Genomic DNA, 25,086 nt, shown 5'->3' with positions numbered 1-25,086 from the left:
GAAGCTCGCTGGCAGTGCGGAATGCAGCCTTGGATTCTGCCGCAATCCGCCCGCGGGCGCTGTGCCGGAACCGGCGCTCAGACTGCCGAAGTTTCCTCGGCGATCCAGTGGCGCAGCTGTTCGCGTGCGTCGCGTGCCAGGGTCAGGAAGCGGAAACCCACCCAGGCCTGGCCCGGCGCATGGGTCTGCTCGCTCCACAGCAGGTGCACGCCCACGTCGATCCGCAGTGGCTCTCCCTGCGGGCCGGGAATGGCGAAGTGCAGCTGGTACAGCGCGTCCTCGTGCATCGGCACCGAGGCCAGCATCAACATCCCGGTTTCGGAGACATTGCCGAGCCGGCCGATCACGGTCTCGGCCATCAGGTCGGTGACGGGCACCAGCTCGGTCACCTGGCGGCGCGGTGCGCGGCGGGTATCGGGCGTGGTCATCCAGCGTTCTCCACGGGGCTGCCGGCCAGCGAGCGCAACGTGCGCAGGGTGGCCTGCCAGGCGCGGTCGATCAGCCGGCCCTTGTCTTCGGTGACGATCCGCACCTGGCCGTGTGCCATCAGCCGGGCCAGTGCGTCCAGCGAATGCTCGCCAACCTTCTGCCCGCGCTGATTGACGAACAGGGCGTTGTCGGTGATCAGGCTGTACCACGAGAGCCGCTGGCGGCGGACGTCGCCCTGCTGGTTGGTGGTGAACTCGAACCAGGTACCGAACGGCAGTGTGCGCAACTGGCGGTAACAATCGTCTTCTGCGGTGCTGCGCGCGAGCGGGGCGACCTTGCGCGGGTCGCCGGCGTCGGCCTGTTCGCCCAGCCGGGTGCGCGCGCGCAGGCGCGCGGTGAGTTCGGTGCGCGAGCTGCTGTCGTCCTCGCCGCCCGGCGTGGACAGGCGACGCGCGATCGCGGCTGCTTCATCCTGGTGATAGCCGACCTGCAGCAGGGCGGCCTCGACCTCGTTGCCCAGCGCGTCATCGCGCGCGCCTGCGCCCGGGGCCAGGCAGGTGACCTCGGCGATCCGGGTGGTTTCCTGCTGGCGCTGTTGCCACTGCGGCGAGGTTTCGCCGTTGCGCAGCAGGGTCAAGGTCAGCACATCCGACCACGCCTGCTTGAGCAGCGCCTGCACGAAGCGCGGGGGCGCGGCCTGCGTGCACAGCTGCTCGATGCTGGCGCTGGCCTGCTGTTTGGCCGCCTCCAGTCGCTCCTTGCCGCGGGCGGCTTCGACATGACGACGCTCGGCCAGTTCGGCCTTGTGGGCCAGCGCGCGAAAGTGTTGCTGGATCTCTTCGTTGGCGGTGTCGAACACCGCCACATCGCCGTCATAGTCGTTCACCACCTGATCGACCGCGTGGCCGAGCTTCTGCACCAGCAGCGGGTCCACATCCTCCTCGCCCAGCCAGTTGGCACCGGCCTCGGCCACGGCGTTGAGCAGTTCCCGCGCCGGGTGCTGGTCGCGCACGAAGAAGGCCGGATCGGTCAGGGCCGCGCGGGCGACCGGTACCTGCAGGCGGGTCAGCAGGTCGGCGGCCACGGCCTCGGGCCGCACCTCGCGCTGGATCTGCCCGTACAGCATGTCGAGCAGGTCGAAGGTGTCGCTGTCCTTGACGGTCAGGGCCGCGTGCGCGCCATGGTCGGCGCGGACCTGGGCGAGCAGGGCGTTGTGCAGGTCGGCCATGCTGCGGCGGCCGCCGCCGGGGGGAATGGCCTGGCTCTGCAGGCGCGCCAGCGTGGCATGCACCGCTTCGGCGGGAACCGCCAATGCCGGGGGGGCGTCCGGGGCGAGAAACGCGTTGTCGGCGGCGGGCGTGGGCGCGCCGGTCGTCGCGGCGACAGCCTGAGCGGCCATGGCATCGCCGCCCGGCACGGTGCCTGCGGCGTGCGCCTGGCGGGCGGCACCGAGCATCTGGTGCAGGGCTGACATAGCCGGTGCGCCGAGATCGGTCGCCGCAGGCGGGGCACTGGTGGCTGGCGCCGATGCAGACGCGGCGGCTGCTGGACCTGGCGCTGCTGCGTCGCCGTTGGACATGCCATGGGCCGGCCCCGCGGCCGGCGGCGCCATTGCCGCCTGGGTCATCGCCGCCCAGCCCGCGCTGGGGGCGCTGCCGTTCCAGGCGGTCAAGGGCCGCGCGGCAGCGGCGCCGCCGCGCGCGCCAGGCAGGCCGCGCTCGGGCCCGGTGATGATCCGGCGGGTGGTGGCCGAGCGCGCCAGGTACGGGGTGTAGACCAGCCCGGGCAGCACGCCTTCGTGCGCGAGCAGGATGTTGGCGCGCTCCAGCAGTTCGCCCAGCCGCTCCAGCAGTTGGCGGTCGAACACGCGGTACAGCGCCAGCTGTGTTTCCAGCCCGAGCGCGAACTGCTCGCCCAGCTCGCGCACGATCCGGCACAAGGCCTGCGGGCCGAACGGCAGGTCATCGACATCGAAGGCCGGGCCGGCGGCAAGCACGCCGAAGCGCTGGCCCAACAGCTGCAGGGCGGTGGCCGAGCGCTGGGCCTCGCGGCGGATGATGTCCACCAGCACGATGTCGCGGTCCACGTCGGTGTCGTTGACCAGGGTCAGCGCGGTCGCCGACACGGACACCTCGGTTGGCACGATGCGCTGGGTATGGCGCGGCCCGCGCAGGGTGGCCAGGCGGTCACCGAGGGCGTCCAGGAAGCGCGGGCCGAACTGCGCGTTGACCTCGTGCAGCTGGCGGGCCTGGGCGAAGATGTCGGCCTGGATCTGGCTGTTGCGCGCGCGCTCGGCGTCGCGGAACAGCTCGCGCTCCAGTTCCACGATGGTCAGTCTGAGCGGTGTGGTGAGGGTCTGTACCGCCAGCGCGTGCAACGCGGCCAGCAGGCGGCGCACGCGCGGTGGTGCGGCCACGTCCGTAAAGCGCGTCATGTCGGGCTGGGACGACGAAAGTGCGGGCGCAGACATCCAATGTGCTTCCAGCTCCCCTGAGAACACGGAATCTAACGGTTTCGCCGGATGCCTGCCATAACGGCCCGTCGGGAGGTCTGGCGCCGGCCAACGGCCGGCACTACCGGGGCGTGTGGGGAGCCGGCCAGCAGCCGGCATTACAGGGGGATGTGGGGAGCCGGCCAGCGGCCGGCACTGCAGGGGGGTGTCGTGCCTTCAGGGCAGGAACAGCTCGACGACATCGTTGGTGAAGCGCCGGCCCAGTTCGGTCGGGGTGGCGCGATCGCCGCTGACGGTCATCCAGCCGTTGGCCACGGCCACGCCCAGCGGCGCGGCGATCTGCGCGCGGTCCAGGCCGGTGCGCGATTCGAAATCCTTCAGCCCGAAACCCTCGTGCAGGCGCAGCAGGTTGAGCATGTACTCGAACGGCAGGCGTTCGGCGCTGATCACATCGTCGCCACCGATCGAGGCCAGGGTGCCGGCAGTGTCCATGAAGGCCTGCGGATGCTTGTGCTTCCATCGGCGCAGCACGTGCTGTTCGGCACCGCTGCTGATCTTGCCGTGCGCACCGGCGCCGATGCCCAGGTAATCGCCGAAGCGCCAGTAGTTGAGGTTGTGCTGGCTCTGCCGGCCCGGCTTGGCGTAGGCGCTGACTTCGTACTGCGCGTAGCCGGCCTCGGCCAGCAGGCGCTGGCAGTGCTCCTGGATGTCCCACGCTGAATCTTCGTCGGGAATCCCCTGCGGCGGCCGCGCGAAGAACACGGTGTTCGGCTCCAGCGTGAGCTGGTAATGCGACAGGTGCGTGGGCTTCAGCGCGAAGGCGCGCTCCAGATCATGCTCGGCCTGGGCCAGCGTCTGCTGCGGCAGCGCGTACATCAGGTCGATGTTGAAGTTGTCGTAGCCGGCGTCCTGCGCCAGTTTCACTGCGCGCTCGGCCTCGCCACTGTCGTGGATGCGGCCCAGGCGCTTGAGCGCCTCGTCGTTGAACGTCTGGATCCCGAAGCTGATCCGGTTCACCCCGGCGGCGCGGTAACGATCGAAACGGCCATGCTCGGCGGTGCCCGGGTTGGTCTCCAGGGTCACTTCCAGGTTCGGCGCGAAGCGCAGCCGGGCCGAGGCGGCCTGCAGGAAGCGGTCGATCGCTTCGGGCGGGAACAGGCTCGGCGTCCCGCCACCGAAGAACACGCTGCTCACCACCCGTCCCCAGACCAGCGGCAGATCCTGGTCCAGGTCGCGGATCAGTGCGTCGATGTAGGCATCGAACGGAAGTTCGCCCTTGGCCGCGTGCGAGTTGAAATCGCAGTACGGGCATTTGCGCACGCACCACGGCAGATGCACGTACAGCGCCAGCGGCGGCGTCACCAGCCGCGGGGCGTGATCGTGATCGCCGGCGCAGGCTTCGCCGGGCAGGTGGGAGCAGTGGTCGTGTGACATCAGAGCAGGGCGGGCAGTTTCTGCTTGAGCAGCTGCAGGGCCTTGGCGCGGTGGCTCATCGCGTTCTTCAGGTCCGGCGCCATTTCGGCCGCGGTCTGGGCCAGCACCGGGTCCAGGAACAGCGGGTTGTAGCCGAAGCCGTGGCTGCCACGCAGTCCGTCGAGGATCACGCCTTCCCAGCTGCCTTCGCAGATCAGCGGCTGCGGATCATCGGCATGGCGCAGCAGCACGATCACGGCGTAGAAGCGGGCCGTGCGGCGTTCGGCCGGCACCTCGCGCATCGCCTCGAGCAGTTTGGCGTTGTTGGCCGCATCGTTGGTCGGGCTGCCGGCATAGCGCGCGCTGTACAGGCCGGGCGCGCCGTCGAGCGCGTCCACGATCAGGCCGGAGTCGTCGGCCAGCGCCGGCAGGCCGGTGCTCTGGCAGGCGTGGCGTGCCTTGATCAGCGCGTTCTCGACGAACGTCAGGCCGGTTTCCGGCACGTCGCTGACGCCCAGTTCACCCTGCGCCACGATCTCCAGCGGCAGGCCGCCGAGCATGGCCTGCAGTTCCTTCAGTTTGCCGGCGTTGCCGCTGGCCAGTACCAGTTTCATTGCTTGGGCTCCAGCAGGTCCCACGTGTTGCCGTACAGATCGCGGAACACCGCGACCGTCGCGTAGACCTCTTCGCGTGGGGTTTCGAGGAAGACCACGCCACGCGCGGTCATTGCCGCGTGATCGCGCCAGAAATCATCGGTGTTCAGGAAGAAACCGACCCGGCCGCCGGTCTGGTTGCCGATCCGCGCGCGCTGTTCGTCGTTGCTGGCGCGTGCCAGCAGCAGGGCTGCCGCGTTGCCGTCGGTCGGACCGACCACCACCCAGCGCTTGTCGCCCTGGTCGATGTCCTGGAGCAGGCTGAAGCCCAGCGCGCCGGTGTACCAGGCGATCGCCTCGTCGTAGTCGGCCACCACCAGGGTGGTCAGGGCGATGCGACGGTTCATGCCTGGGCCAGGGCCGCCTGCTGGGCGGCGAACAGATCCTTGATGCCCTTTTCAGCAAGCACCAGCAGCGCATCCAGCTCATCGCGGCGGAAGGCATGGCCTTCGGCGGTGCCCTGCAGTTCGATGAAGCCGCCGCCGTCGTTCATCACGACGTTCATGTCGGTATCGCAATCGCTGTCTTCGGCGTAGTCCAGGTCCAGCACCGGGGTGCCGCGGTACACGCCGACCGACACCGCCGCCACCGCGCCGAAGATCGGGTTGCGCTTGATGTCGCCGCGCTTGATCAGGAAGTTCACCGCATCCACCAGGGCCACGTAGGCACCGGTGATGGCCGCGGTACGGGTGCCGCCATCGGCCTGCAGCACGTCGCAATCGAGCGTGATGGTGCGCTCGCCGAGCGCGCCGCGGTCGATGCAGGCACGCAGGGTACGGCCGATCAGGCGCTGGATCTCCAGCGTGCGGCCACCCTGCTTGCCGCGGGCGGCTTCGCGGTCGTTACGGGTGTGGGTCGAACGCGGCAGCATGCCGTACTCGGCGGTCACCCAGCCTTCGCCCTTGCCACGCAGGAAGCCCGGCACGCGGTTTTCCACGCTGGCCGTGCACAGCACGCGGGTCTGCCCGAAGCTGACCAGGACCGAGCCCTCGGCGTGACGGGTGAAGGCGCGCTCGATGCGCACTTCGCGCAGCTGGTCGGCCTGGCGGCCGCTGGGACGGGAATCAGTCATGCTCAAGTTCCGGTAAGACGGGGGATGCGGGGCCACGCCCGGGCCGGAGACCGGCGGGCGAGGAGGCTCTAAGGAGACCGCTAGGGTACCATTTGCACTTTGAGAGCACCGGAAACCCGCATGATTCGAAGCATGACCGCCTACGCCAACGGCGAGCGCGCCACCCGCTGGGGGACGCTGGCCTGTGAGCTGCGCTCGGTCAACCACCGGTTCCTGGAGGTCGGCGTGCGCCTGCCTGAAGAACTGCGTGCGTTGGAGCCGCAACTGCGCGAGCGCGTCGCTTCGCGCTGCAGCCGCGGCAAGATCGATCTGGTCATGCGCCTGCGTGCGCCGGACGTCACCGGTGCCCTGGTGGTCAACGATGCGCTGCTGGGCCAGCTCGGTGAGCTGGCCACCCGGTTGTCCTCCGGCTTCCCCAGCCTGCAGGTGAGCTTCACCGAACTGCTGCAGATGCCGGGCGTGATGCAGGGCGAGGCAGTGGATGCGGCCGCCCTGCATGCCGAGGCCCTGGCCCTGCTGGATACCGCCCTGGATGGCTTCGTGGCCGCGCGCGAGCGTGAAGGCGACAAGCTGGCCACCGCGATCCAGGAGCGCGTGGACAGCATCGAGCGCATCGCCGCGGAGGTCACCACGCTGATTCCGCTGATCCGTGAAGGCCAGCGCACCAAGCTGTCGGCCCGCCTGGCCGATCTGCCGCACCCGGTCGATCCCGGCCGTGCCGAGCAGGAGCTGGTGATGTGGCTGCAGAAGCTGGACGTGGATGAGGAACTGGACCGCCTGGGCAGCCACATCGCCGAGATCCGCCGGGTCTTCAAGCAGCGCGAGCCGGTCGGCCGCCGCCTGGATTTCCTGCTGCAGGAATTCAACCGCGAGGCCAACACGCTGGGCTCCAAATCGGTGGACAGCCGTACCTCCAATGCCGCCGTCGAGCTGAAGGTGCTGATCGACCAGATCCGCGAACAGGTGCAGAACATCGAATGAGCAGCCAAACCCCTCCGGCCGCCGAGCCCGCGCGCGGCACCCTGTACATCGTGGCCGCGCCCTCCGGGGCCGGCAAGAGCAGCATCGTCAACGCCACCCTGGCCCGTGACCCGCAGATCGCGCTGTCGATCTCGTTCACCTCGCGCGCTACCCGCCCGGGTGAGATCAACGGCGAGCACTACCACTTCGTCAGCGCCGCCGAGTTCGAAAAGATGATCGCCGCCGGTGACTTCTTCGAGCATGCTTGGGTGCATGGCGACTGGAAGGGCACCGCGCGGCAGTCGGTCGAGCCGCAGCTGGCGGCTGGCCAGGACGTGCTGCTGGAGATCGACTGGCAGGGCGCCCAGCAGGTCCGCCAGCTGGTGCCGGGCACGGTCACCGTGTTCATCCTGCCGCCCTCCAGGCAGGCGCTGCAGGACCGGATGCGCAAGCGCGGGCAGGACAGCGAGGCGGTGATCGCCCAGCGCCTGGCCGCCGCGCGTGAAGAGATGCTGCACTTCAACGACTTCGACTACGTGATCGTCAACGAGGTCTTTGAGACCGCGGTGGACGAGCTGTGCGCGATCTTCACGGCCAGCCGCCTGCGCCGGGAGGCCCAGAAGGTCCGCCACGCGGGCCTCATCCAGGCCCTGCTGACCCAGGACCCGGCCACAACCGACTGATTCTCGACGGGGTGCTAGCCGGTTGGCTTGATTTTGTCCAGTCCCGGCCGGTACAATCCGTCCCCTTTCCCTCATTCGATTGAGCAGCCCTCACCGGCTGCCGGGAGCCCGCATGGCCCGCATCACCGTAGAAGATTGTCTGGAAGTCGTGAACAACCGTTTCGAACTGGTCATGATGGCGTCCAAGCGCGCCCGTCAGCTGGCCAATGGCGTCCAGGCCACCCTGGACAACAGCGAAACCGAAGACAAGCCGACCGTGCTGGCGCTGCGCGAAATTGCCGCCCGCAAGATCGACAACGCCCTGATCGACGAAGTCGAGAAGGCCGAGCGCGAGCGTGCCGAGCGTGAAGCACTGGAATGGGCCGCTGCCGAAGTCGTCGCCGACGAAGACATGTCCAAGAACGACGACTGATCGCCCCGCGCGTTCGTTGTTGTTGCTGCGAACAGCCCGCCGTTTGGCGGGCTGTTTCGTTTGGGCCGCCGGTGGATCCGGTGCAGGCGTGTTGTTGCAGGTGAAACTCCCTGTTCAGGGGTTTGCCGATATCACGCCGCTGGCATAGTCTTTGAGCATGAACCCAGGCCCCACTGCCAAGGTCGCCACGCCCGCCGGCGCGGCCGTACCCGATTATGTCCTCCAGCTTGAGCGCGCAGCGCACTATCTGCCGCCCGACCAACTGCCGCTGCTGCGCCGCGCCTGGGAAGTAGGCGCCGCCGCGCATGCCGGCCAGACCCGCAAGTCGGGCGAGCCCTACATCACCCATCCGGTCGCCGTGGCCCAGGTCCTGGCCGAGCTCGGCCTGGACGTGGAGGCGCTGATCGCGGCGATCCTGCACGACACCATCGAAGACACCCCGCTGACCCGCGAAGAGCTGGCCGCCGAGTTCGGCGAGGCCGTGGCCGAGCTGGTCGACGGTGTCACCAAGCTGGACAAGCTGAAGTTCCGCGACCGCCAGGAAGCGGCCGCCGAGAGCTTCCGCAAAATGCTGCTGGCGATGTCGCGCGACCTGCGCGTGATCATGATCAAGCTCGCCGACCGCCTGCACAACATGCGTACCCTCGGCGCGCAGAGCCGCGAGGCGCGTGGCCGGATCGCGCGCGAGACGCTGGAAATCTACGCGCCCATCGCGCAGCGGCTGGGCATGAGCCTGGTCAAGAGCGAGCTGCAGAACCTGGGCTTCAAGGCGCTGTATCCGTGGCGCCACGCCATCCTGGAAAAGCACATCCGCAGCCAGCCGGTGGTCCGCCGCGAGGCGATGGCGCAGGTGGAGGTGCAGTTGAGCCAGCGCCTGGCCAAGGAAGGGCTGGAGCACCGCCTGGTCAGCCGCATCAAGACGCCGTGGAGCATCTACAACAAGATGCGCGACGAGAACAAATCCTTCGATCAGGTGATGGATGTGTTCGGGTTCCGGTTGGTGGTGCGCAACGTGCCCAACTGTTATCACGCGCTGGGCTCGGTGCATGCCACCTTCAAGCCGCTGGACGGTCGCTTCCGCGATTTCATCGCCATCCCCAAGGCCAACGGCTACCAGTCATTGCACACGGTGTTGTTCGGGCCATATGGTTCGCCGATCGAGGTGCAGATCCGCACCGAAGAGATGGACCTGATCGCCGAGCGCGGTGTGGCGGCGCACTGGACGTACAAGTTCGGTGGCGATTCGCCCAACAGCGCGCAGAGCCGTGCGCATGCCTGGATCGTGGAACTGATCGATTCCCAGCGCGCCGCCGGTTCGTCGCTGGAGTTCCTGGACAACGTCAAGGTGGACCTGTTCCCGGACGAGGTCTACCTGTTTACCCCGAAGGGCAAGATCCTGGCCCTGCCGCGCAACTCCACCGCGCTCGATTTCGCCTACGCGGTGCACACCGATGTGGGCAACATGGCCGTGGCCTCGCGCGTGGACAAGAAGCTGGTCCCGCTGCGCACCAAGCTGGTCAGTGGCCAGACGGTGGAAGTGATCACCGCGCGCTCGGCCACGCCCAAGCCGCAGTGGCTGGAATTCGTGGTCAGTTCCAAGGCGCGCACCGCCATCCGCCACCAGCTCAAACAGCTGGAGCACGAAGACGCGGTCCAGCTGGGCCACCGCATGCTCGACCGCGCGCTGGAGGCGATGGACAGCTCGCTGGAGCGCCTGCCGAAGGGGCGCCTGGATGCATTCCTGGCCGAACACCGCTACCCCCGCCTGGAGGCCCTGCTGGCCGAAGTGGCGCTGGGCAACTGGATGCCCAACCAGGCCGCGCAGGCGCTGATGGCGTATGCCGAGCTGCGCGGTGGGGCGCATTCGAAGCATTCGCAGGAGAAGATCCTGATCAATGGCAGCGAGCGCGGCGTGGTCAGCTTCGCCAACTGCTGCCAGCCGATCCCGGGTGACGACATCATGGGCTACCACACCGCCGGCAAGGGCATCGTGGTGCACCGTCTGGATTGCCCGAACCTGGCCGAGCTGCGCAAGTCGCCGGAGCGCTGGGTGCCGATCGGGTGGGATACGACGGTGTCGGGTGATTACGACACGTCCTTGATCGTGGAAGTGGAGAACGGGACCGGCGTGCTGGCCCAGTTGGCGGCGGCGATCGCGCAGAGCCATTCGAACATCGAACGGGTCGATTACCTGGATCGCGATTTCAATGCGGCGGTGCTGTGTTTCAACGTGCAGGTACGTGACCGGAACCATCTGGCGGAAGTGATGCGCAGGTTGCGGCGGTTGTCGGTCGTGCAATCGGTCCGCAGGCAATAAGCCGCGTTCCGTAGAGCCGACCGTTGGTCGGCTGCCTGCACGCCATGCGGCGATGATCGATATGGTCGGCCTGCCGACCGATCGTCTTCGTCATTCTCCGGCCAGCCGACCAATCGTCTTCGTCATTCTCCGGCCAGCCGACCAACGGTCGGCTCTACCAGGGATTGCGGCTTCGGGCCTCGGCTTCGGCGGTACAATGGTGGGCCCACTTTTGTTCCCTGGAGCTCCCATGTCCCGCCAGATCATCACCAGCGCCAACGCCCCGGCCGCGATCGGTCCGTATTCGCAGGCCGTGCGCGCCGGCAATACCGTGTACTTCTCCGGCCAGATCCCGCTGGACCCGGCCACCGGTGACATCGTTGGTGCCGGCGACATCGAGGCGCAGGCCCGCCGTGCGTTCGACAATCTGAAGGCCGTGGCCGAAGAAGCCGGCGGTTCGCTGGACCAGATCGTCCGCCTGGGCCTGTACCTGACCGATCTGGGCGAGTTCGCCAAGGTCAATGCGGTGATGCAGGACTACTTCAAGGCGCCGTTCCCGGCGCGTTCGACCATCGAAGTGTCGGGCCTGCCGAAGGCGGCCAACTTCGAAGTCGATGCGGTGATGGTGCTCGACCAGGCCTGACGTGGCGCGGTCACGGGCTCCCGCACCGGCGCTGGCCGCGGCCGGGGAGGCATCGTTGTCGATGCTCTCCGGCATCGGGCCGGCGGTGGCGACCAAGCTGGCTGCCCGTGGCCTGTCCTCGCTGCAGGATCTGTGGCTGCACCTGCCGCTGCGCTATGAAGATCGGACCCGGCTGACCACCATCGCCCGGTTGCAGCCGGGCGTGGCGGCGCAGGTGGAAGGGCGGGTGAGTGCGGTCGAGCGCGGTTTCCGTGGTCGGCCGGTGCTCAAGGTCGCCATCGAAGATGATTCCTACGGCACGCTGGTGCTGCGGTTCTTCCACTTCCGCGCCCAGCAGGTCTCGCAGTTCGCCGTGGGCACGCGCATCCGCTGCTACGGCACCGCCAAGCCCGGTCATCTCGGGCTGGAGATCGTCCACCCCAGCTACCGGGTGATGGGCAGCAATGACGATGACGAGCTCGGTGACAGCCTCGATCCGGTCTATCCGGCGGTCGAAGGGGTCGGGCCGGCGACGATGCGCCGGTTCATCGGGTTGGCGCTGGACCGGTTGCCGGAAGAATCCACGCTGGAACTGCTGCCGGCGGGCTGGTTGTCCGGGCTGGGCCTGCCCTCGCTGCGCAGTGCGTTGCTGACGGTGCACCGGCCACCGCCGGATGCGGATCTGGCGGCGCTGGCCGCGGGGCGGCATCCGGCGCAACGCCGGCTGGCGATTGAAGAACTGCTGGCACATCACCTCAGCCTGCGGCGTCAGCGCATGGCGCTGCAGGCCCATCACGCGCCGTCGCTGCGCGGGCAGGGCGCGTTGGTGGCCCAGCTGCGCGACAGCCTGCCGTTCCAGTTGACCGGTGCGCAGCAGCGCGTGTTCGAGCAGATCCGCAAGGACCTGGCCAAGGCGCATCCGATGCTGCGGCTGGTGCAGGGCGATGTCGGCTCGGGCAAGACCGTGGTCGCCGCCCTGGCGGCGATGCTGGCGGTGGAGCGGGGCAAGCAGGTCGCGCTGGCCGCGCCGACCGAACTGCTGGCCGAGCAGCACATGAACAATCTTCGCGCCTGGCTGGCACCGCTGGGCGTGCGCACCGCATGGCTGGCCGGCAAGGTCACCGGCAAGGCGCGCGCCAAGGTGCTGGCCGAGGTCGCCTCGGGCGAGGCGCAGGTGGTGGTCGGCACGCACGCGCTGATGCAGGAAAGCGTGGTGTTCAAGGACCTAGCGCTGGCGATCGTCGATGAGCAGCACCGCTTCGGTGTGCATCAACGCCTGGCCCTGCGCGACAAGGGCGCCGACGGACGCAGCGTGCCGCACCAGCTGGTGATGACGGCGACGCCGATTCCCCGCACCCTGGCGATGTCCGAGTACGCCGATCTGGACGTGTCGGCCATCGACGAACTGCCCCCCGGGCGCACGCCGGTGCAGACCGTGGCGCTCAACAACGACCGTCGCCCGGAGCTGATCGAACGCATCGCGGTGGCGTGCCGCGAAGGCCAGCAGGTGTACTGGGTCTGCACGCTGATCGAAGAAAGCGAAGAACTCGATGCCACGCCGGCCCAGGCCACGTTCGAATCGCTGCAGGCGTTGTTGCCCGGTGTGCGCGTCGGGCTCGTGCACGGGCGGCTGAAGGCGAGCGAGAAGCTGGCCACGATGGTTGCCTTCAAGGCCGGCGAAATCGATCTGCTGGTCGCCACCACCGTCATCGAAGTGGGCGTGGACGTGCCCAATGCGTCGTTGATGATCATCGAGAACGCCGAGCGCCTCGGGCTGGCCCAGCTGCACCAGCTGCGCGGCCGGGTAGGGCGCGGCTCGGCGGTGTCGCGCTGCGTGCTGCTGTACCAGGCGCCGCTGTCGAACATGGCGCGCGAGCGGCTGGAGACGATGCGGCAGACCAACGATGGTTTCCTGATCGCGGAGAAGGACCTGGAACTGCGTGGCCCCGGCGAACTGCTGGGGACGCGGCAGACCGGCCTGGCCGGGTTCCGCATGGCCGATCTGGCCCGCGATGCGGACCTGCTGCCGGGCGTGCATGATCTGGCCGAGCGGCTGCTGGCGGAGGCGCCTGACGTGGCCGACCAGGTGGTGCGGCGCTGGATCGGCACGGCCGTGCGCTACGCGTCGGCGTAAAGCAGCGCCGAAACGGCCCATCCGGTCGTGGGCGGGCCGATCGACGCGGCACCATTGAACCCTGTACCGACCAACGGTCGGTACCTGCCTGCGCCCGAGCCCCCCCCGCCTTGTATTTGTCATGGCAGGGTGCGAAAGTCCCTTGCCGATTATCAAGACGGCAACGATGAGCAAGAAGATTCCGCTGTTGATCGACACCGACCCGGGTGTCGATGATGCCCTGGCCCTGTTGATGGCCTTCGCCGATGAGCGCCACGATATCGTTGGCCTGACCATCGCCGCCGGCAACGTTGGCCTGGACCACACGGTCCGCAATGCCCTGAAACTGTGCGAAGTGGCTGGCCGCGACGATGTGCCGGTCTACGCCGGTACCGCCGATCCGCTGCTGCACCCCTCCGTTGATGCCGCCCACGTGCATGGCGCCGACGGCTTTGGCGATGTGAACCTGCCGGCCGCCAAGCGCCAGGCCGAGGCCGAGCATGCCGCGCTGGCGATCCTGCGCCTGTCGCACGAATACGCCGGTGAACTGTTCCTGGTCGCGCTCGGCCCGCTGACCAACCTGGCCCTGGCCCTGAAACTCGACCCGACCCTGCCGCAGCGCGTGAAGCGCTTCCTGGTGATGGGCGGGGCGGTGACCTGCCACGGCAACATCACCCCGGCGGCCGAGTTCAACATCGCCTTCGATCCCGAAGCGGCGCACGTGGTGTTCACCGGCTTCCCGCACATCGAAGTGGCCGATTGGGAAGCCACGGTCGCCCACGGCCTGCTGCATGCGGATGTCGAGAAGTGGCTGGCGGCCGATACCGACAAGGCCCGCTTCTACGAGTTGATCTCGCGCCAGACCCGCCTGTGGTCCGAAGACAGCCGTGGCGAGCGCTGGTTCGCTGCCGATGCCCTGGCCATGGCCTGGGCGCTGCAGCCCGAGGGTGCCCTGCGGGTCGAATCGCGTCCCCTGAACGTGGAACTGGCCGGCGTGCACAGCCGGGGTGCTACCATTGTCGACTGGAACCGCCAGACCGGGCAGCCTGACAACACCCAGCTGCTGATGGCCTACGACCAGGGTCGCTTCGAGGCCCAGGTGAGGGCGGCACTCGGCGTCTGACGACGCCGCTGCGGCGGACCTTTCGCACGGTTGATGGACCCGGCTTGCCCTTTGCGGCGGCCGGGACTATAATGCCGCTCTTGACCACCAGCCCTTATTACGGTGCGCGCCCATGAAGGCCGATATTCATCCTGCTTACCGCGACGTGGTTTTCCACGACGTTACCTCTGATTTCAAGATCCTGACCCGTTCGACCATGTCCACCAAGGACACGATCAAGTGGGAAGACGGCAACGAGTACCCGCTCGTCAAGGTTGAAATCTCCTCGGCTTCGCATCCGTTCTACACGGGCAAGCACAAGGTGATCGACACCAGCGGCCGTATCGACAAGTTCCAGAAGCGTTTCGGCAAGCCGGCGCCGACCGCGGCCTGAGCTGTCAACGCAGCTGCATGAAAACAACGGTCGCCTTGGCGGCCGTTGTTTTTTGTTGTTTCCGGATTGCTGAACGCCAGGTGAGGCCCGTGTGCCCCGCCGACGGAACGCTGTGTCCGTGATCGGGCGCCATGCCTTGGGACGACTGCAACAGCGCCTTTGCCGCGACCCGGAACCTGCGTCTACGACTTCCGTCCTAGGGCGTCGAAAATGTTGCTGTGCGATAATGGCGGGATCCACGATAACGATCGTGGACTTCCTTCACGTGCCTGACCCATGCGCTTGGGCGGGCGCCTTCCCTCGAGGAGCGCACACAGTGTCCGATCTTGATCAGGTCACGCTCAACGCCGGCGACAAGTCGGTTGTTCTGCCAGTCATCAAACCCACGCTCGGCAACGATTGCGTCGATATCTCGAAGCTGACCAAGGAAACCGGTCTCTTCACGTACGACTCCGGCTTCACCGCCACCGCCAGCTGCAAGTCCGCCATCACCTACATCGACGGTGACAAGGGCGTGCTGCTGTATCGCGGCTATCCCATCGAGCAGCTCTCGGAAAAGTCGAGCTACGTCGAAGTGGCCTACCTGCTGATCAACGGCGAGCGTCCGAGCGCCGAGCAGCTGAAGGCCTTCACCGACGAGCTGGCCGCCGAGGCCGATGTGGATCCGTCGATCAACACGCTGATCGGCAGCTTCGCCAAGGATGCCCATCCGATGGCCATCCTGACCGCCGCCATCGCGCAGCTGTCGGGCATCTACCACGCCTCGCTGGATCTGTCCGACGCCGAACAGCGTCGCCACGCCGCCGTGCGCCTGATCGCCAAGGTGCCGACCCTGTCGGCCCTGATCTACCGCCACGGCAAGGGCCTGCCGGCCAACAAGCCGGACACCTCGCTGGATTACGTCAGCCGCTTCCTGAAGCAGACCTTCGAGTCGGCCGATGGCACCTACGAGCTGAACCAGGACGTGGTCAAGGCACTGGATCTGCTGTTCATCCTGCACGCCGATCACGAGCAGAACGCCTCGACCTCGACCGTGCGCCTGGTCGGTTCGACCGGTGCCAACCCGTATGCGTCGGTCGCCGCTGGCGTCACCGCGCTGTGGGGTCCGGCCCACGGCGGTGCCAACGAAGCCGTGCTGAAGATGCTCGAAGAAATCGGCACCGCCGACAACGTCGAGTCGGCCGTGCTCAAGGCCAAGGACAAGACCTCCGGCTTCCGCCTGATGGGCTTTGGCCACCGCGTGTACAAGAACTTCGACCCGCGTGCCAAGGTCATCGGCGTGATGACCGGCAAGGTGCTGGAACAGCTGGGCGTGCAGGATCCGCTGCTGGACGTGGCCGTCAAGCTGGAGCAGGCCGCGCTGCAGGATGACTACTTCGTCGCCCGCAAGCTGTACCCGAACGTCGATTTCTACAGCGGCATCATCTACAAGGCGCTGCAGATCCCGACCGAAATGTTCACCGTCATGTTCGCCCTGGGCCGTACCTCCGGCTGGGTCGCCCATTGGCTGGAACAGCAGGTTGATCCGGAAATGAAGATCGGCCGTCCGCGCCAGGTCTACACCGGCAGCGACGTGCGTGACTACCAGGGCTGATCGCCCCCGCAGGTCATGATGAAAACGCCCCGCATCGCGGGGCGTTTTCTTTTCCCGGCGGTGCCGGACGGTGACCACTGGATCAGTGGCATGAACCGCTTCTGACTCTTCGCGTCGCAAACACCTCTTTTCGTACATGTTGCATGGGCGTCACGGCCGTCGAGGTACACCCTTGGTCATACCCCCACAGCATGGAGTCCAGATGAACCGTCTGATTGCCCTTTTTGCCCTCGCCGTACCGGTGAGTGTGTTCAGTCCCGGTGCGCATGCCCAGTACACCGGCCCGGGCGCCACCAGCGCCGTCACCACGGTGGCGGAAGCCCGCAGCCAGCGTGACGACCAGCCCGTCGTGCTGCGCGGCGCGCTGATCGCCAAGATCGGGCACGAGCGCTATCGCTTCAAGGACGCCACCGGCGAGATCGATGTCGAGATCGATGACAAGGATCTGCCCGCCCACCAGGCGGTGAGCGCGACGACGGTGGTGGAGCTGCACGGCGAAGTGGATACGCATCGCTTCAAGCCCACCGATATCGATGTGGAGCACGTAAGCATCGTCGGCCCGCGCTGAGCCGCTGAACCGCCGGACTGCCTGGCGCCCCGCACCCCGGGGCGTTCTGCCTGCAGTCCCGCGTGTCAGCGGGTGTGAGCGTAGCGGCTGGGCGATGTCCCCAGCACGCGCCGGAACGCCGATGAAAACGCACTGGGGCTGGCGTAGCCCAGGTCCAGTGCGACCCGGGTGACCGGCTGGCCGTGACCCAGCCGTTCAATCGCGGCGAGCAGGCAGACCTGTTGGCGCCATTCGGCAAAGCTCACCCCGGTTTCCACGCGGAACTGGCGCGTGAAGGTACGCCGGCTCATGCCGGCGTCGGCGGCGATCTGGTCCAGGCCCGTCGTGATCGCAGGCCGGTCCAATACCTGCTGGCAGGCGCGGACAAGGCGCGGCTCGCAGGGCAGCGGTGCATGCAGGGACAGGCGCGGCATGGCGGCCATTTCTGCGACGAGCAGCTGCATCAGCCGGCCGGCGCGACCGCGCTGGTCGTACATCGCCGGCAGGTCGATTGCATCGTCCAGCAGATGCCGCAGGAGCGGCGAGACGCCGTAGACGCCGCAGCGCGCAGGCAACTGGACCGCGGCGACTTCCTCGGCGGCCACGAACACATTGAGCATCGTGACCGGGCCGCGCATGGTCATCGCATGCGTGATGCCCGCGGGTACCCAGCATGCGCGCTGCGGCGGTACCAGCCAGTGCCCCTCGGACGTGCTCAGGCTGATGGTGCCGCGCGAGGCGAAAGCGAACTGGCCGCGCCGGTGCGCGTGTGCCGGGAAGACCGATCCGGCGGCATGGTCGTTCGCGGTAACGACCACGGCGCGCGGGAGGTCTTCGTAGGGATCGAGCAGGGCGTTGCGCATGGCCCGGATTCTATCGTCATTGACCTGGCATCGAAGGCGGGCCATGCGCGGCCGGCTTAGCATCACCCCCCCGCTTCCTTCCTGATGCTGCAGCCATGGCCAATACCTTTCACCGCGTCGGCACCGGCGCGCACCCTGTCCTGGTGCTGCATGGCTGGTTCGGCGACGCGCATGCGTTCGCGCCGATCGAGCCGTGGCTGTCCGGCGATGTGTTCAGCTACGTCTTCATGGATTGCCGCGGCTACGGTGGCATGCACGATGCGCGCGGCGAATTCACGATCGAGGAGATCGCCACGGACGCGCTCACCCTGGCCGATGCGCTGGGCATCGACACCTTCAGCGTGATCGGCCATTCCATGGGTGGCATGGCCATCGAGCGCATCGCGGTGCTCGCACCGGACCGTGTGCGTGCGCTGGTCGCGGTTGCACCGGTACCCTGTGGGGGCATCGCCCATGAGCCGCCGACGCGACGACTGCTGGAGGCGGCAGCGGGCAGTGCGCAGATCCGTCGCGGCATCATCGATCGCAGCACCGGCGGGCGGCTGCCCGGCACATGGCTGGACTGGAAGGCGCAGTACTCGATGCAGCGCGCCTCGGCGGAGGCGTTCGCAGCCTATTTCCCGGCGTGGGCCGACACCGATTTCAGTGCCGGGATCGTGGGCGGACATCCAGTGAAGGTGCTGGTCGGCGAGCACGATCCGGTGTTCAACGCTGCGCTGATGGAGCGGACGTACCTGCGCCGCTATGCGCACGCGTCCCTCGAAGTGCTGGGCAACGCCGGGCATTACCCGATGAATGAAACCCCGCTGGCCCTGGTCACGGCCATCGAGCGGTTTCTCGCCCCGTTCGGCGATGCCTGACCTGGCCCACCGGAGCAGGGGGACCTCAGCGGCTGCCGAGGTACCCCTCGATCTCACTGTCGGCCAGCAGCTCGCGCAGTTGCGCCGCCGAGGCACGCCGCATCGGCTTTTCATCGATGGCCGAGAGCGGCGGCTGGCGCAGGCCATCGTAGGGCAGCACGGCGATGTCGAACGTCAGCGCTTCGGCACTGAAGATCCAGACCGGTGCATCCAGGCTGCGCTCGCGGTCCAGCCGCAGCCGGCGCGTACGCGATTCGGCCGGGATGCCGTGTTCGTCGAAGAAGCGCTGCACCGCATCGGCATCGTCGCTGTGCACCTGCAGCTGCACGGGACTGTTGGCATCGGCGGTCCCGTCGAGCACCGGGCCGCACAGGCGCGGCGAGAACGCCTTGAGGAACTCCATCGCGCGCAGGGCGGCCTCGCGGCGCTGGCGCAGCTGCGCACCATGGTCGGCACCGGCAAACAGGCGCTGGTACTCACGCAGGGCGTCTTCGATCTCGGTGTTGCGGGGCAGGGAGGCATCGTCATGGATGCCGAGCCGTGTCGCGGCCTTGAGCTTGGCCTGGTGGTAATCGCGGATGCCGCCCTCGGCCATCAGGCGGGCGGCCTCATGCGCCAACTGGTGGCGGCGCTCACGGGTCTGCGTGGCTGCATGCTGACGGGCTCGATGCATGACCGGTACTCCTTGGCGACCTGCACGGCAATGTACACCGGCGATGTGACAGGCGGGTAGAGCCACGCCATGCGTGGCTGTGCCTGCGATCAGGGATTGCGTGCAGCCACCCATGGGGTGGCTCTACCGGGGCGATGGGGCGGACGATACGCAGGAGGGGGCGCCGGGCGTACCCGGCGCACGCAGTCAGAAGATATCGAATGCGGCGTCGTCGGCCTGCGGGGTGTGGCTGTTGAAGTCGTACTCCTCCAGCTTCTCCATGTCTTCGACCTTGACCCACTCGGTGGCGCCGTTGAGCGTGGCCTGGACCATGCCCGACGGCGGCTCGTTCTGCGCGATCGGCGTGTCCTTGAGCGCCACGCGCATGTACTCGATCCAGATCGGCAGGGCGGCGCGGCCGCCGTATTCGCGGTAGCCGAGCGAGCGGAAGTCGTCGCGGCCGACCCACACGGTGGTCGCGTACGGGCCACCGAAACCGGAGAACCAGGCATCGCGGTGATCGTTGGTCGAGCCGGTCTTGCCGCCCACGTCCTCGCGGCCGAGCACCTTGGCCGCGGTGCCGGTGCCGCGCTGGACCACGTCGCGCATCATCGAGTTCAGCTGGTAGGCGGTACGCGCATCGATCGCGCGCGGCGCGACCTTGGCATCCGGGTTGACCGGCACCGGGGCCGGTGCCTCGGCAGCGGCGGTCGCCTGCTGGGGCTTGGCCGGTGCGGTGTTTGCCGCCGGCGCGGAGCCGAAGTTGAACCCGTCCACCACCTGGCTGACCGGCACGCCGCTGTTGCCGGCGCAATCGCGGCAGGCAACAGCCGGGTTTTCCTTGAACACTTCCACGCCATCACGGTCGGTGACCCGATCGATCAGCCAGGTATCGACCCGCGAGCCGCCGTTGGCGAACACCGCGTAACCGCGGGCCACCGAGAGCGGGGTCAGCGACGCGGTGCCCAGCGACATCGACAGGTTCGGCGGCAGCTCGGCCTCGGCGAAGCCGAATTCGCTGATGTACTTGCGCGCGTAGTCCACGCCCATGCCGTCGAGCAGGCGCACCGAGACCAGGTTGCGCGACTGCACCAGCGCTTCACGCAGGCGCATCGGGCCACGGAAGCCGCCGCCATCGTTCTGCGGCGACCAGGTCTTGCCGCGGCGGTCGCGGAACACGACCGGGGCGTCGAGCACGATCGAGGCCGGGTTGAAGCCCTTGTCGAAGGCCGCCGCGTAGATGAAGGGCTTGAAGCTCGAGCCCGGCTGGCGGCGCGCCTGGGTGGCGCGGTTGAACTTGTTGCCCGAGAAGCTGAAGCCACCGACCAGCGCTTTCAGTGCGCCGTTTTCGGCATCCAGCGAGACCAGCGCAGCCTGGCCGCGCGGGATCTGGTCGAGCAGCCACTCGCCTTCTTTCTCGCCGGCGCGCACGCGTACGATGTCGCCGCGGGTGACCAGTTTGGCCGGGGTCTTGCTGGTCCAGCGCGCGGCGTTGGCCGGCAGCACCACTTCGCTGCGGTTGCCCAGCACCACGGTGGCGCTGCCATCGGCCGCGGTGGCGGCGACGATCGCCGGCAGCAGGCCGGTCTGCGCCGGAATGCCGGACAGCTTGGTGGCCAGCGCGGCGGCATCGGCGTCGGCCGGGACCTCCACGTGCTGCTCCACGCCGTGCCAACCGTGGCGGTGGTCGTAGGCCAGCAGGCCGTCGCGCACCGAGAGGTTGGCCGCGGTCTGCAGTTCGGCGTTGATCGTGGTGGTCACGTGGTAACCCTTGTTGACCACGTCGCCGCCGAAGCGGGCGATCATTTCCTGGCGGACCAGCTCGGCCACGTACGGGGCCTCCACCTGCAGCGGCGGCTCATGCGCGGTGGCGTGCATCGGCACGGCCTTGGCCGCGTCCGCCTCGGCCTGGGAGATGAAGCCCAGGCTGGCCATGCGCTGCAGCACATAGAAGTCGCGGCGCTCGCGGGCGCGCTCGGGGTTGCTCAGCGGGTTGCCGCTGGAGGGGAACTTGGGGATGCCGGCCAGCGAGGCCATTTCGTCCAGGTCCAGCTCACCCAGCTTCTTGCCGTAGTAGAACTCGGCCGCGGCGGCCACGCCGTAGGCGCGGTTGCCGAAGAAGCTCTTGTTGAGATACAGCTCGAAGATCTCGTCCTTGCTCAGCTCGCTCTCGATCTTCCGCGCCAGCAGGATCTCGGCCAGCTTGCGGGTGTAGCTGTACTCCGAGCTCAGGAAGAACTGGCGGGCCACCTGCTGGGTGATGGTCGAACCACCGGGCACGCGCTTGTCGTTGGTGGTGGCCAGCAGCCACACCGCGCGGCCGATGCCCTTGTAGTCCACGCCGCCGTGCTCGTAGAAGCGCGCGTCCTCGGTGGCCAGGAAGGCCTGCTTGAGGCGCTCGGGGACGTCCTTCATGGTGATGGGGGTGCGCCGGGTCTCGCCGAACACCGCCATCAGCTTGCCATCGCTGGCATAGACGTACATGGGCTCCTGCATCTCGACGTCGCGCAGGGTCTGCACGTCCGGGAGCTTGGAGGAGACGGCGTAGTAAAGGCCGCCGGCAACCGCGGCGCCGATCAATGCCAGGACCAGGAACGCGACCAGCATCCAGCGCAGCCAACGGCGAAGACGTGTCATCAGTGACAGATTCCGATTGCGAATTTCGTGGTCGCAGAGTATAGATTACGCAAGGGAACGGCTGGGGGTGTTCCCGGGGAGAGCAGTCGATCACCGTCTGGGGACGCGTGAAACGAGCAGTGATGCCCGTTTTACAGCTTGACGGTTGCGATTTGCAAAAAAAACGTTATTAATGCGCGGTCGCAGGTTCTGCGTCCAAGTGCCCATCGGCAGGGGAGAAACCGTGGGGCTTATCCCAAAAAGCCAGTCGCCTCTTATCGGCGTCGATATCAGCTCGACTGCAGTAAAGCTGTTGCAGTTATCCCGCAGCGGCAATCGTTTCCGCGTGGAACATTACGCTGTGGAACCACTCCCGCCGAATGCGGTCGTGGAAAAGAACATCGTGGAGGTCGAAGCGGTCGGGGAGGCCATTCGACGTGCCGTGAACCGCTCCGGAACCAAGGCACGCCATGCGGCGGCAGCCGTGGCCGGCTCGGCCGTGATCACCAAGCTGATCCCGATGCCCGCCGACCTGGACGAGAACGACATGGAAGCCCAGGTCGAGCTCGAGGCGGTCAACTACATCCCGTACCCGATCGAGGAAGTGAACCTCGACTTCGAAGTGCTGGGTGCGATTCCGAACAACCCGGAAATGGTCCAGGTGCTGCTGGCCGCCTCGCGTTCAGAGAACGTCGAGCTGCGCCAGTCGGCACTGGAGCTGGGCGGGCTGGTGGCGCGGGTCATGGACGTGGAGGCCTTCGCGGTCGAGAACGCCTTTGCCCTGGTCGCCAGCGAGCTGCCGGTGGCCAGTGATGGCGTGGTCGCGCTGGTGGACATCGGCGCCACCATGACCACCCTGAATGTCCTGCGTGGCGGCCGCAGCCTGTACAGCCGCGAACAGGTGTTCGGCGGCAAGCAGCTGACCGACGAAGTGATGCGCCGTTACGGGCTGACCTATGAAGAGGCCGGCCTGGCCAAGCGCCAGGGCGGGCTGCCGGAAAGCTACGAGATGGAAGTGCTCGAGCCGTTCAAGGAAGCCACGGTCCAGCAGATCAGTCGCCTGCTGCAGTTCTTCTATGCAGGCAGCGAGTTCAACCGGGTCGACCACATCGTGCTCGCCGGCGGCTGCGCGGCCCTGACCGGCCTGCCGGACATGGTGGAAGAGCAGCTGGGCGTGGCCACCGTGGTGGCCAACCCGCTGGCACAGATGACCCTGGGCCCGAAGGTGCAGGCACACGCCCTGGCCCAGGACGCCCCGGCGCTGATGATCGCCACCGGTCTGGCGCTGAGGAGCTTTGACTGATGGCGCGCATCAATCTATTGCCCTGGCGCGCCGAGCGGCGCAAGCAACGCCAGCGCGACTTCTACGCCATGCTCGGTGCCGCCGCCATCGGCGGTCTGCTGCTGTCGCTGTTGATCTGGTTCTATTACGACCGCCAGGTCAGCGGGCAGGTGGATCGCAACACCTTCCTGCAGGCCGAGATCGACAAGGTCAAGGAGCAGAACAAGGAAATCGAACGCCTGGACCGCCAGAAGGACCGCCTGCTGGCCCGCAAGGGCGTGATCGAGGAACTGCAGGCCAAGCGCTCGCAGATGGTGCATCTGTTCGATGCGCTGGTGCGGACCATTCCGGACGGGGTGGTGCTGACCACGCTCAAGCAGGAAGGCGACGTGCTGACCCTGGAAGGGCGCACGCAGTCCAATGCGCGCGTCAGTGCCTACATGCGCAACCTGGAAAGCTCGGGCTGGATGACCAACCCGGAGCTGTCGATCATCGAGGCCAAGGCGCCGGACAAGGAGAAGACCTCCACCGCCCCCGGGCAGCTGCTGGACATCAAGTCCCTGCCGTACATGTTCGTGGTCAAGGTGAACCTGCCCGCACAGAGGGATGCCGCCCTGTCCGCGGATGGTCCGGTGGTCGATACCACAGAACCATCCGCCGCCGCGCCGGTTGCCCCGGTCGCCCCGCTGTCCGCCGCCCCGGCCGCGCCATCGCAGGATCCGGCCGCCGCACCGGCAGGGTCCGCCGCTCCGGACGCAGCCGCACCGGCCAAGCCGGCCGGTAGCCGCATTGTTCCGACCACGCCGCCCGCACCTCCGCCGGCGCCTGCCAATGCGCCGGAGGGGAGCCAGCAATGAGCCAGAAGATCAACCTCAAAGAGCTGGACTTCAACAACATCGGCAACTGGCCGCAGCAGGCCAAGGTCGTGTTCTGCGTCGTCCTTGCGCTGTTCATCGTGGTCATGGGCTGGTTCCTGCTGATCAGCGGCAAGCGCGACGAGCTCTCGGCCCTGGTCAACAAGGAAGCCGAGCTGCGCACCGAGTTCGAGAAAGAACAGGGCCGTGCCGTCAATCTGGAGCCGCTCAAGCAGCAGCTGACCCAGATGGAGCAGGTGCTGCAGCAGATGCTGCGCCAGTTGCCCAGCAAGACCGAAATGCCGGACCTGATCATCGACATCTCGCAGACGGCGCTCTCCAGCGGGCTGGCCAACGAGCTGTTCCAGCCCGGTGCCGAGCAGCCCAAGGAGTTCTACGCCGAGAAGCCGATCGCCCTGCGCATGGTGGGCAGTTACCACCAGTTCGGTGCCTTCGTCAGTGGCGTGGCCTCGCTGCCGCGCGTGGTCATCCTGACCATGCACGACATCAACCTGAAGCCCAAGGATCCCAAGACCGGCATCACCGCCCGCAGCGGTGCGCTGGAGTTGTCCGGAACGGTCAAGACCTACCGTTACCTGGATGACGTGGAGATGGAAGCCCAGGAGAAAGCCGCTGCCGAGCAGGAAAAGGCCGCCAAGGGAGGCCGGAAATGAGCCGCTTGAACCCGACCGCACGGGTATGCGGCCTGTTGGGCGTGGTGCTGCTGGCCGGCTGCGCCCGCGGCGTGACCAGCACGCCCGGCGATGCACCGAACCTGGAAAAGTGGGTGGCCGACGTGCGTGCACGCCCGGCACCGCCGCTTGAACCGTTGCCGGTGATGCAGCAGTTCGAGACGTTTGAGTATTCCGCGCAGGGGATGCGCGACCCGTTCACCGACGCCTGGACCAATCCGCAAGGGGGATCGGGGCTGCGTCCGGATCCGAACCGCCGCAAGGAGCCGCTGGAAGATTTCCCGCTGGACAGCCTGGACATGGTGGGTTCGATCGGCCGTGGGGGCGGACTCGTCGTGCTGGTGATGGCACCGGACAAGGTCACCTATCGGGTGCGTCCGGGCGTCTATCTGGGGCAGAGCGACGGGCGGGTGACCGGGGTCTTCGAGGACCGGATTGAGCTGATTGAACTGGTGCCGGATGGCGCGGGTGGCTGGCTGGAACGGCCGGCAACGCTCGCGCTTGAAGATCAATGAATGATTATGG

Annotated in this window: 24 protein-coding genes; 15 read left to right on the top strand and 9 right to left on the bottom strand. The window is 67.4% G+C overall.

All coding sequences use genetic code 11. The annotated features are described in order from the left end of the window. Window positions 1-77 precede the first annotated feature (77 nt). From OC373_RS05765 to rph, 6 genes are all read right to left on the bottom strand, one after another. Complete coding sequence (locus OC373_RS05765) at window positions 78-428, bottom strand: PilZ domain-containing protein (RefSeq protein ID WP_019183861.1); 351 nt, start codon at window positions 426-428, stop codon at window positions 78-80. Further along, window positions 425-2,863, bottom strand: a complete 2,439-nt coding sequence (locus OC373_RS05760; protein WP_070425834.1) for a DUF1631 domain-containing protein — start codon at window positions 2,861-2,863, stop codon at window positions 425-427. The genes OC373_RS05765 and OC373_RS05760 overlap by 4 nt, the downstream gene beginning before the upstream one ends. A 234-nt stretch (window positions 2,864-3,097) precedes the next feature. Next, window positions 3,098-4,315: a radical SAM family heme chaperone HemW gene (hemW, locus tag OC373_RS05755; protein WP_261997241.1), complete on the bottom strand. Its 1,218-nt coding sequence runs from the start codon at window positions 4,313-4,315 to the stop codon at window positions 3,098-3,100. Continuing rightward, window positions 4,315-4,908, bottom strand: a complete 594-nt coding sequence (gene rdgB, locus OC373_RS05750; RefSeq protein WP_261997240.1) for an RdgB/HAM1 family non-canonical purine NTP pyrophosphatase — start codon at window positions 4,906-4,908, stop codon at window positions 4,315-4,317. The genes hemW and rdgB overlap by 1 nt, the downstream gene beginning before the upstream one ends. Next, window positions 4,905-5,294 (bottom strand): VOC family protein, encoded by a 390-nt coding sequence (locus OC373_RS05745; protein ID WP_261997239.1) that lies wholly within the window; start codon window positions 5,292-5,294, stop codon window positions 4,905-4,907. Before OC373_RS05745 ends, rdgB begins: the two co-directional genes overlap by 4 nt. Further along, window positions 5,291-6,019, bottom strand: a complete 729-nt coding sequence (rph, locus tag OC373_RS05740) for a ribonuclease PH (protein ID WP_261997238.1) — start codon at window positions 6,017-6,019, stop codon at window positions 5,291-5,293. The genes OC373_RS05745 and rph overlap by 4 nt, the downstream gene beginning before the upstream one ends. A 120-nt stretch (window positions 6,020-6,139) precedes the next feature. On the opposite strand from rph, the gene OC373_RS05735 reads away from it, so the two are divergent. From OC373_RS05735 to OC373_RS05690, 10 genes are all read left to right on the top strand, one after another. Then, window positions 6,140-7,000, top strand: coding sequence for a YicC/YloC family endoribonuclease (locus OC373_RS05735; protein WP_019183867.1), 861 nt, complete (start codon window positions 6,140-6,142; stop codon window positions 6,998-7,000). Then, the gene (gmk, locus tag OC373_RS05730) at window positions 6,997-7,662 is read left to right on the top strand and encodes a guanylate kinase (RefSeq protein WP_046274013.1); all 666 of its coding nucleotides are present in this window, start codon (window positions 6,997-6,999) and stop codon (window positions 7,660-7,662) included. Before OC373_RS05735 ends, gmk begins: the two co-directional genes overlap by 4 nt. A gap of 112 nt (window positions 7,663-7,774) precedes the next feature. Further along, a complete protein-coding gene (gene rpoZ, locus OC373_RS05725) occupies window positions 7,775-8,074 on the top strand; it encodes a DNA-directed RNA polymerase subunit omega (RefSeq protein ID WP_005410877.1) in 300 nt (99 codons plus the stop codon). Between the two features lie 157 nt (window positions 8,075-8,231). Next, a complete protein-coding gene (locus tag OC373_RS05720) occupies window positions 8,232-10,391 on the top strand; it encodes a bifunctional (p)ppGpp synthetase/guanosine-3',5'-bis(diphosphate) 3'-pyrophosphohydrolase (RefSeq protein WP_070425831.1) in 2,160 nt (719 codons plus the stop codon). A gap of 229 nt (window positions 10,392-10,620) precedes the next feature. Then, window positions 10,621-11,013, top strand: a complete 393-nt coding sequence (locus tag OC373_RS05715) for a RidA family protein (protein WP_019183870.1) — start codon at window positions 10,621-10,623, stop codon at window positions 11,011-11,013. 1 nt (window position 11,014) lies between these two features. Beyond that, window positions 11,015-13,126 carry an ATP-dependent DNA helicase RecG gene (recG, locus tag OC373_RS05710; protein WP_261997237.1) on the top strand — a complete coding sequence of 704 codons (2,112 nt, stop codon included), beginning with the start codon at window positions 11,015-11,017 and terminating at the stop codon, window positions 13,124-13,126. Between the two features lie 166 nt (window positions 13,127-13,292). Further along, a complete protein-coding gene (locus OC373_RS05705) occupies window positions 13,293-14,228 on the top strand; it encodes a nucleoside hydrolase (protein ID WP_019183872.1) in 936 nt (311 codons plus the stop codon). A 112-nt stretch (window positions 14,229-14,340) separates the two neighbouring features. After that, window positions 14,341-14,601 (top strand): type B 50S ribosomal protein L31, encoded by a 261-nt coding sequence (locus OC373_RS05700; protein ID WP_019183873.1) that lies wholly within the window; start codon window positions 14,341-14,343, stop codon window positions 14,599-14,601. Window positions 14,602-14,917: 316 nt separating this feature from the next. Beyond that, the gene (locus OC373_RS05695) at window positions 14,918-16,195 is read left to right on the top strand and encodes a citrate synthase (protein WP_019183874.1); all 1,278 of its coding nucleotides are present in this window, start codon (window positions 14,918-14,920) and stop codon (window positions 16,193-16,195) included. A gap of 202 nt (window positions 16,196-16,397) precedes the next feature. Next, window positions 16,398-16,763, top strand: coding sequence for a NirD/YgiW/YdeI family stress tolerance protein (locus OC373_RS05690; RefSeq protein ID WP_261997236.1), 366 nt, complete (start codon window positions 16,398-16,400; stop codon window positions 16,761-16,763). Window positions 16,764-16,828: 65 nt separating this feature from the next. Here OC373_RS05690 and OC373_RS05685 read toward each other — a convergent pair whose 3' ends face one another. Next, a complete protein-coding gene (locus OC373_RS05685; protein ID WP_070425828.1) occupies window positions 16,829-17,605 on the bottom strand; it encodes a helix-turn-helix transcriptional regulator in 777 nt (258 codons plus the stop codon). Window positions 17,606-17,700: 95 nt separating this feature from the next. On the opposite strand from OC373_RS05685, the gene OC373_RS05680 reads away from it, so the two are divergent. Then, complete coding sequence (locus OC373_RS05680; protein ID WP_261997235.1) at window positions 17,701-18,465, top strand: alpha/beta hydrolase; 765 nt, start codon at window positions 17,701-17,703, stop codon at window positions 18,463-18,465. Window positions 18,466-18,490: 25 nt separating this feature from the next. Here the strand turns inward: OC373_RS05680 and OC373_RS05675 are convergent, their stop codons facing one another. Then, window positions 18,491-19,138, bottom strand: a complete 648-nt coding sequence (locus OC373_RS05675) for a hypothetical protein (protein ID WP_019183878.1) — start codon at window positions 19,136-19,138, stop codon at window positions 18,491-18,493. A 186-nt stretch (window positions 19,139-19,324) separates the two neighbouring features. Continuing rightward, window positions 19,325-21,754 (bottom strand): penicillin-binding protein 1A, encoded by a 2,430-nt coding sequence (locus OC373_RS05670; RefSeq protein WP_261997234.1) that lies wholly within the window; start codon window positions 21,752-21,754, stop codon window positions 19,325-19,327. A gap of 223 nt (window positions 21,755-21,977) precedes the next feature. Between OC373_RS05670 and OC373_RS05665 the strand changes: the two genes are divergently transcribed. From OC373_RS05665 to OC373_RS05650, 4 genes are read left to right on the top strand one after another with little or no spacing between them, the layout of a single operon-like run. Next, complete coding sequence (locus tag OC373_RS05665) at window positions 21,978-23,036, top strand: pilus assembly protein PilM (protein ID WP_019183880.1); 1,059 nt, start codon at window positions 21,978-21,980, stop codon at window positions 23,034-23,036. Continuing rightward, window positions 23,036-23,872 carry a PilN domain-containing protein gene (locus OC373_RS05660; RefSeq protein WP_261997233.1) on the top strand — a complete coding sequence of 279 codons (837 nt, stop codon included), beginning with the start codon at window positions 23,036-23,038 and terminating at the stop codon, window positions 23,870-23,872. Before OC373_RS05665 ends, OC373_RS05660 begins: the two co-directional genes overlap by 1 nt. Continuing rightward, entirely contained in the window at window positions 23,869-24,543 is a 675-nt protein-coding gene (locus tag OC373_RS05655) for a type 4a pilus biogenesis protein PilO (protein ID WP_019183882.1), read from the top strand. Before OC373_RS05660 ends, OC373_RS05655 begins: the two co-directional genes overlap by 4 nt. Beyond that, window positions 24,540-25,076 (top strand): pilus assembly protein PilP, encoded by a 537-nt coding sequence (locus OC373_RS05650; RefSeq protein WP_019183883.1) that lies wholly within the window; start codon window positions 24,540-24,542, stop codon window positions 25,074-25,076. The genes OC373_RS05655 and OC373_RS05650 overlap by 4 nt, the downstream gene beginning before the upstream one ends. Window positions 25,077-25,086: the final 10 nt, after the last annotated feature.

It is taken from the genome of Stenotrophomonas sp. Ste96 (assembly GCF_024519495.1).
GTDB lineage: Bacteria > Pseudomonadota > Gammaproteobacteria > Xanthomonadales > Xanthomonadaceae > Stenotrophomonas > Stenotrophomonas bentonitica_A.
Note: the sequence above shows the minus strand (reverse complement) of the source record. Positions and strands in the feature narration are given on the sequence as shown.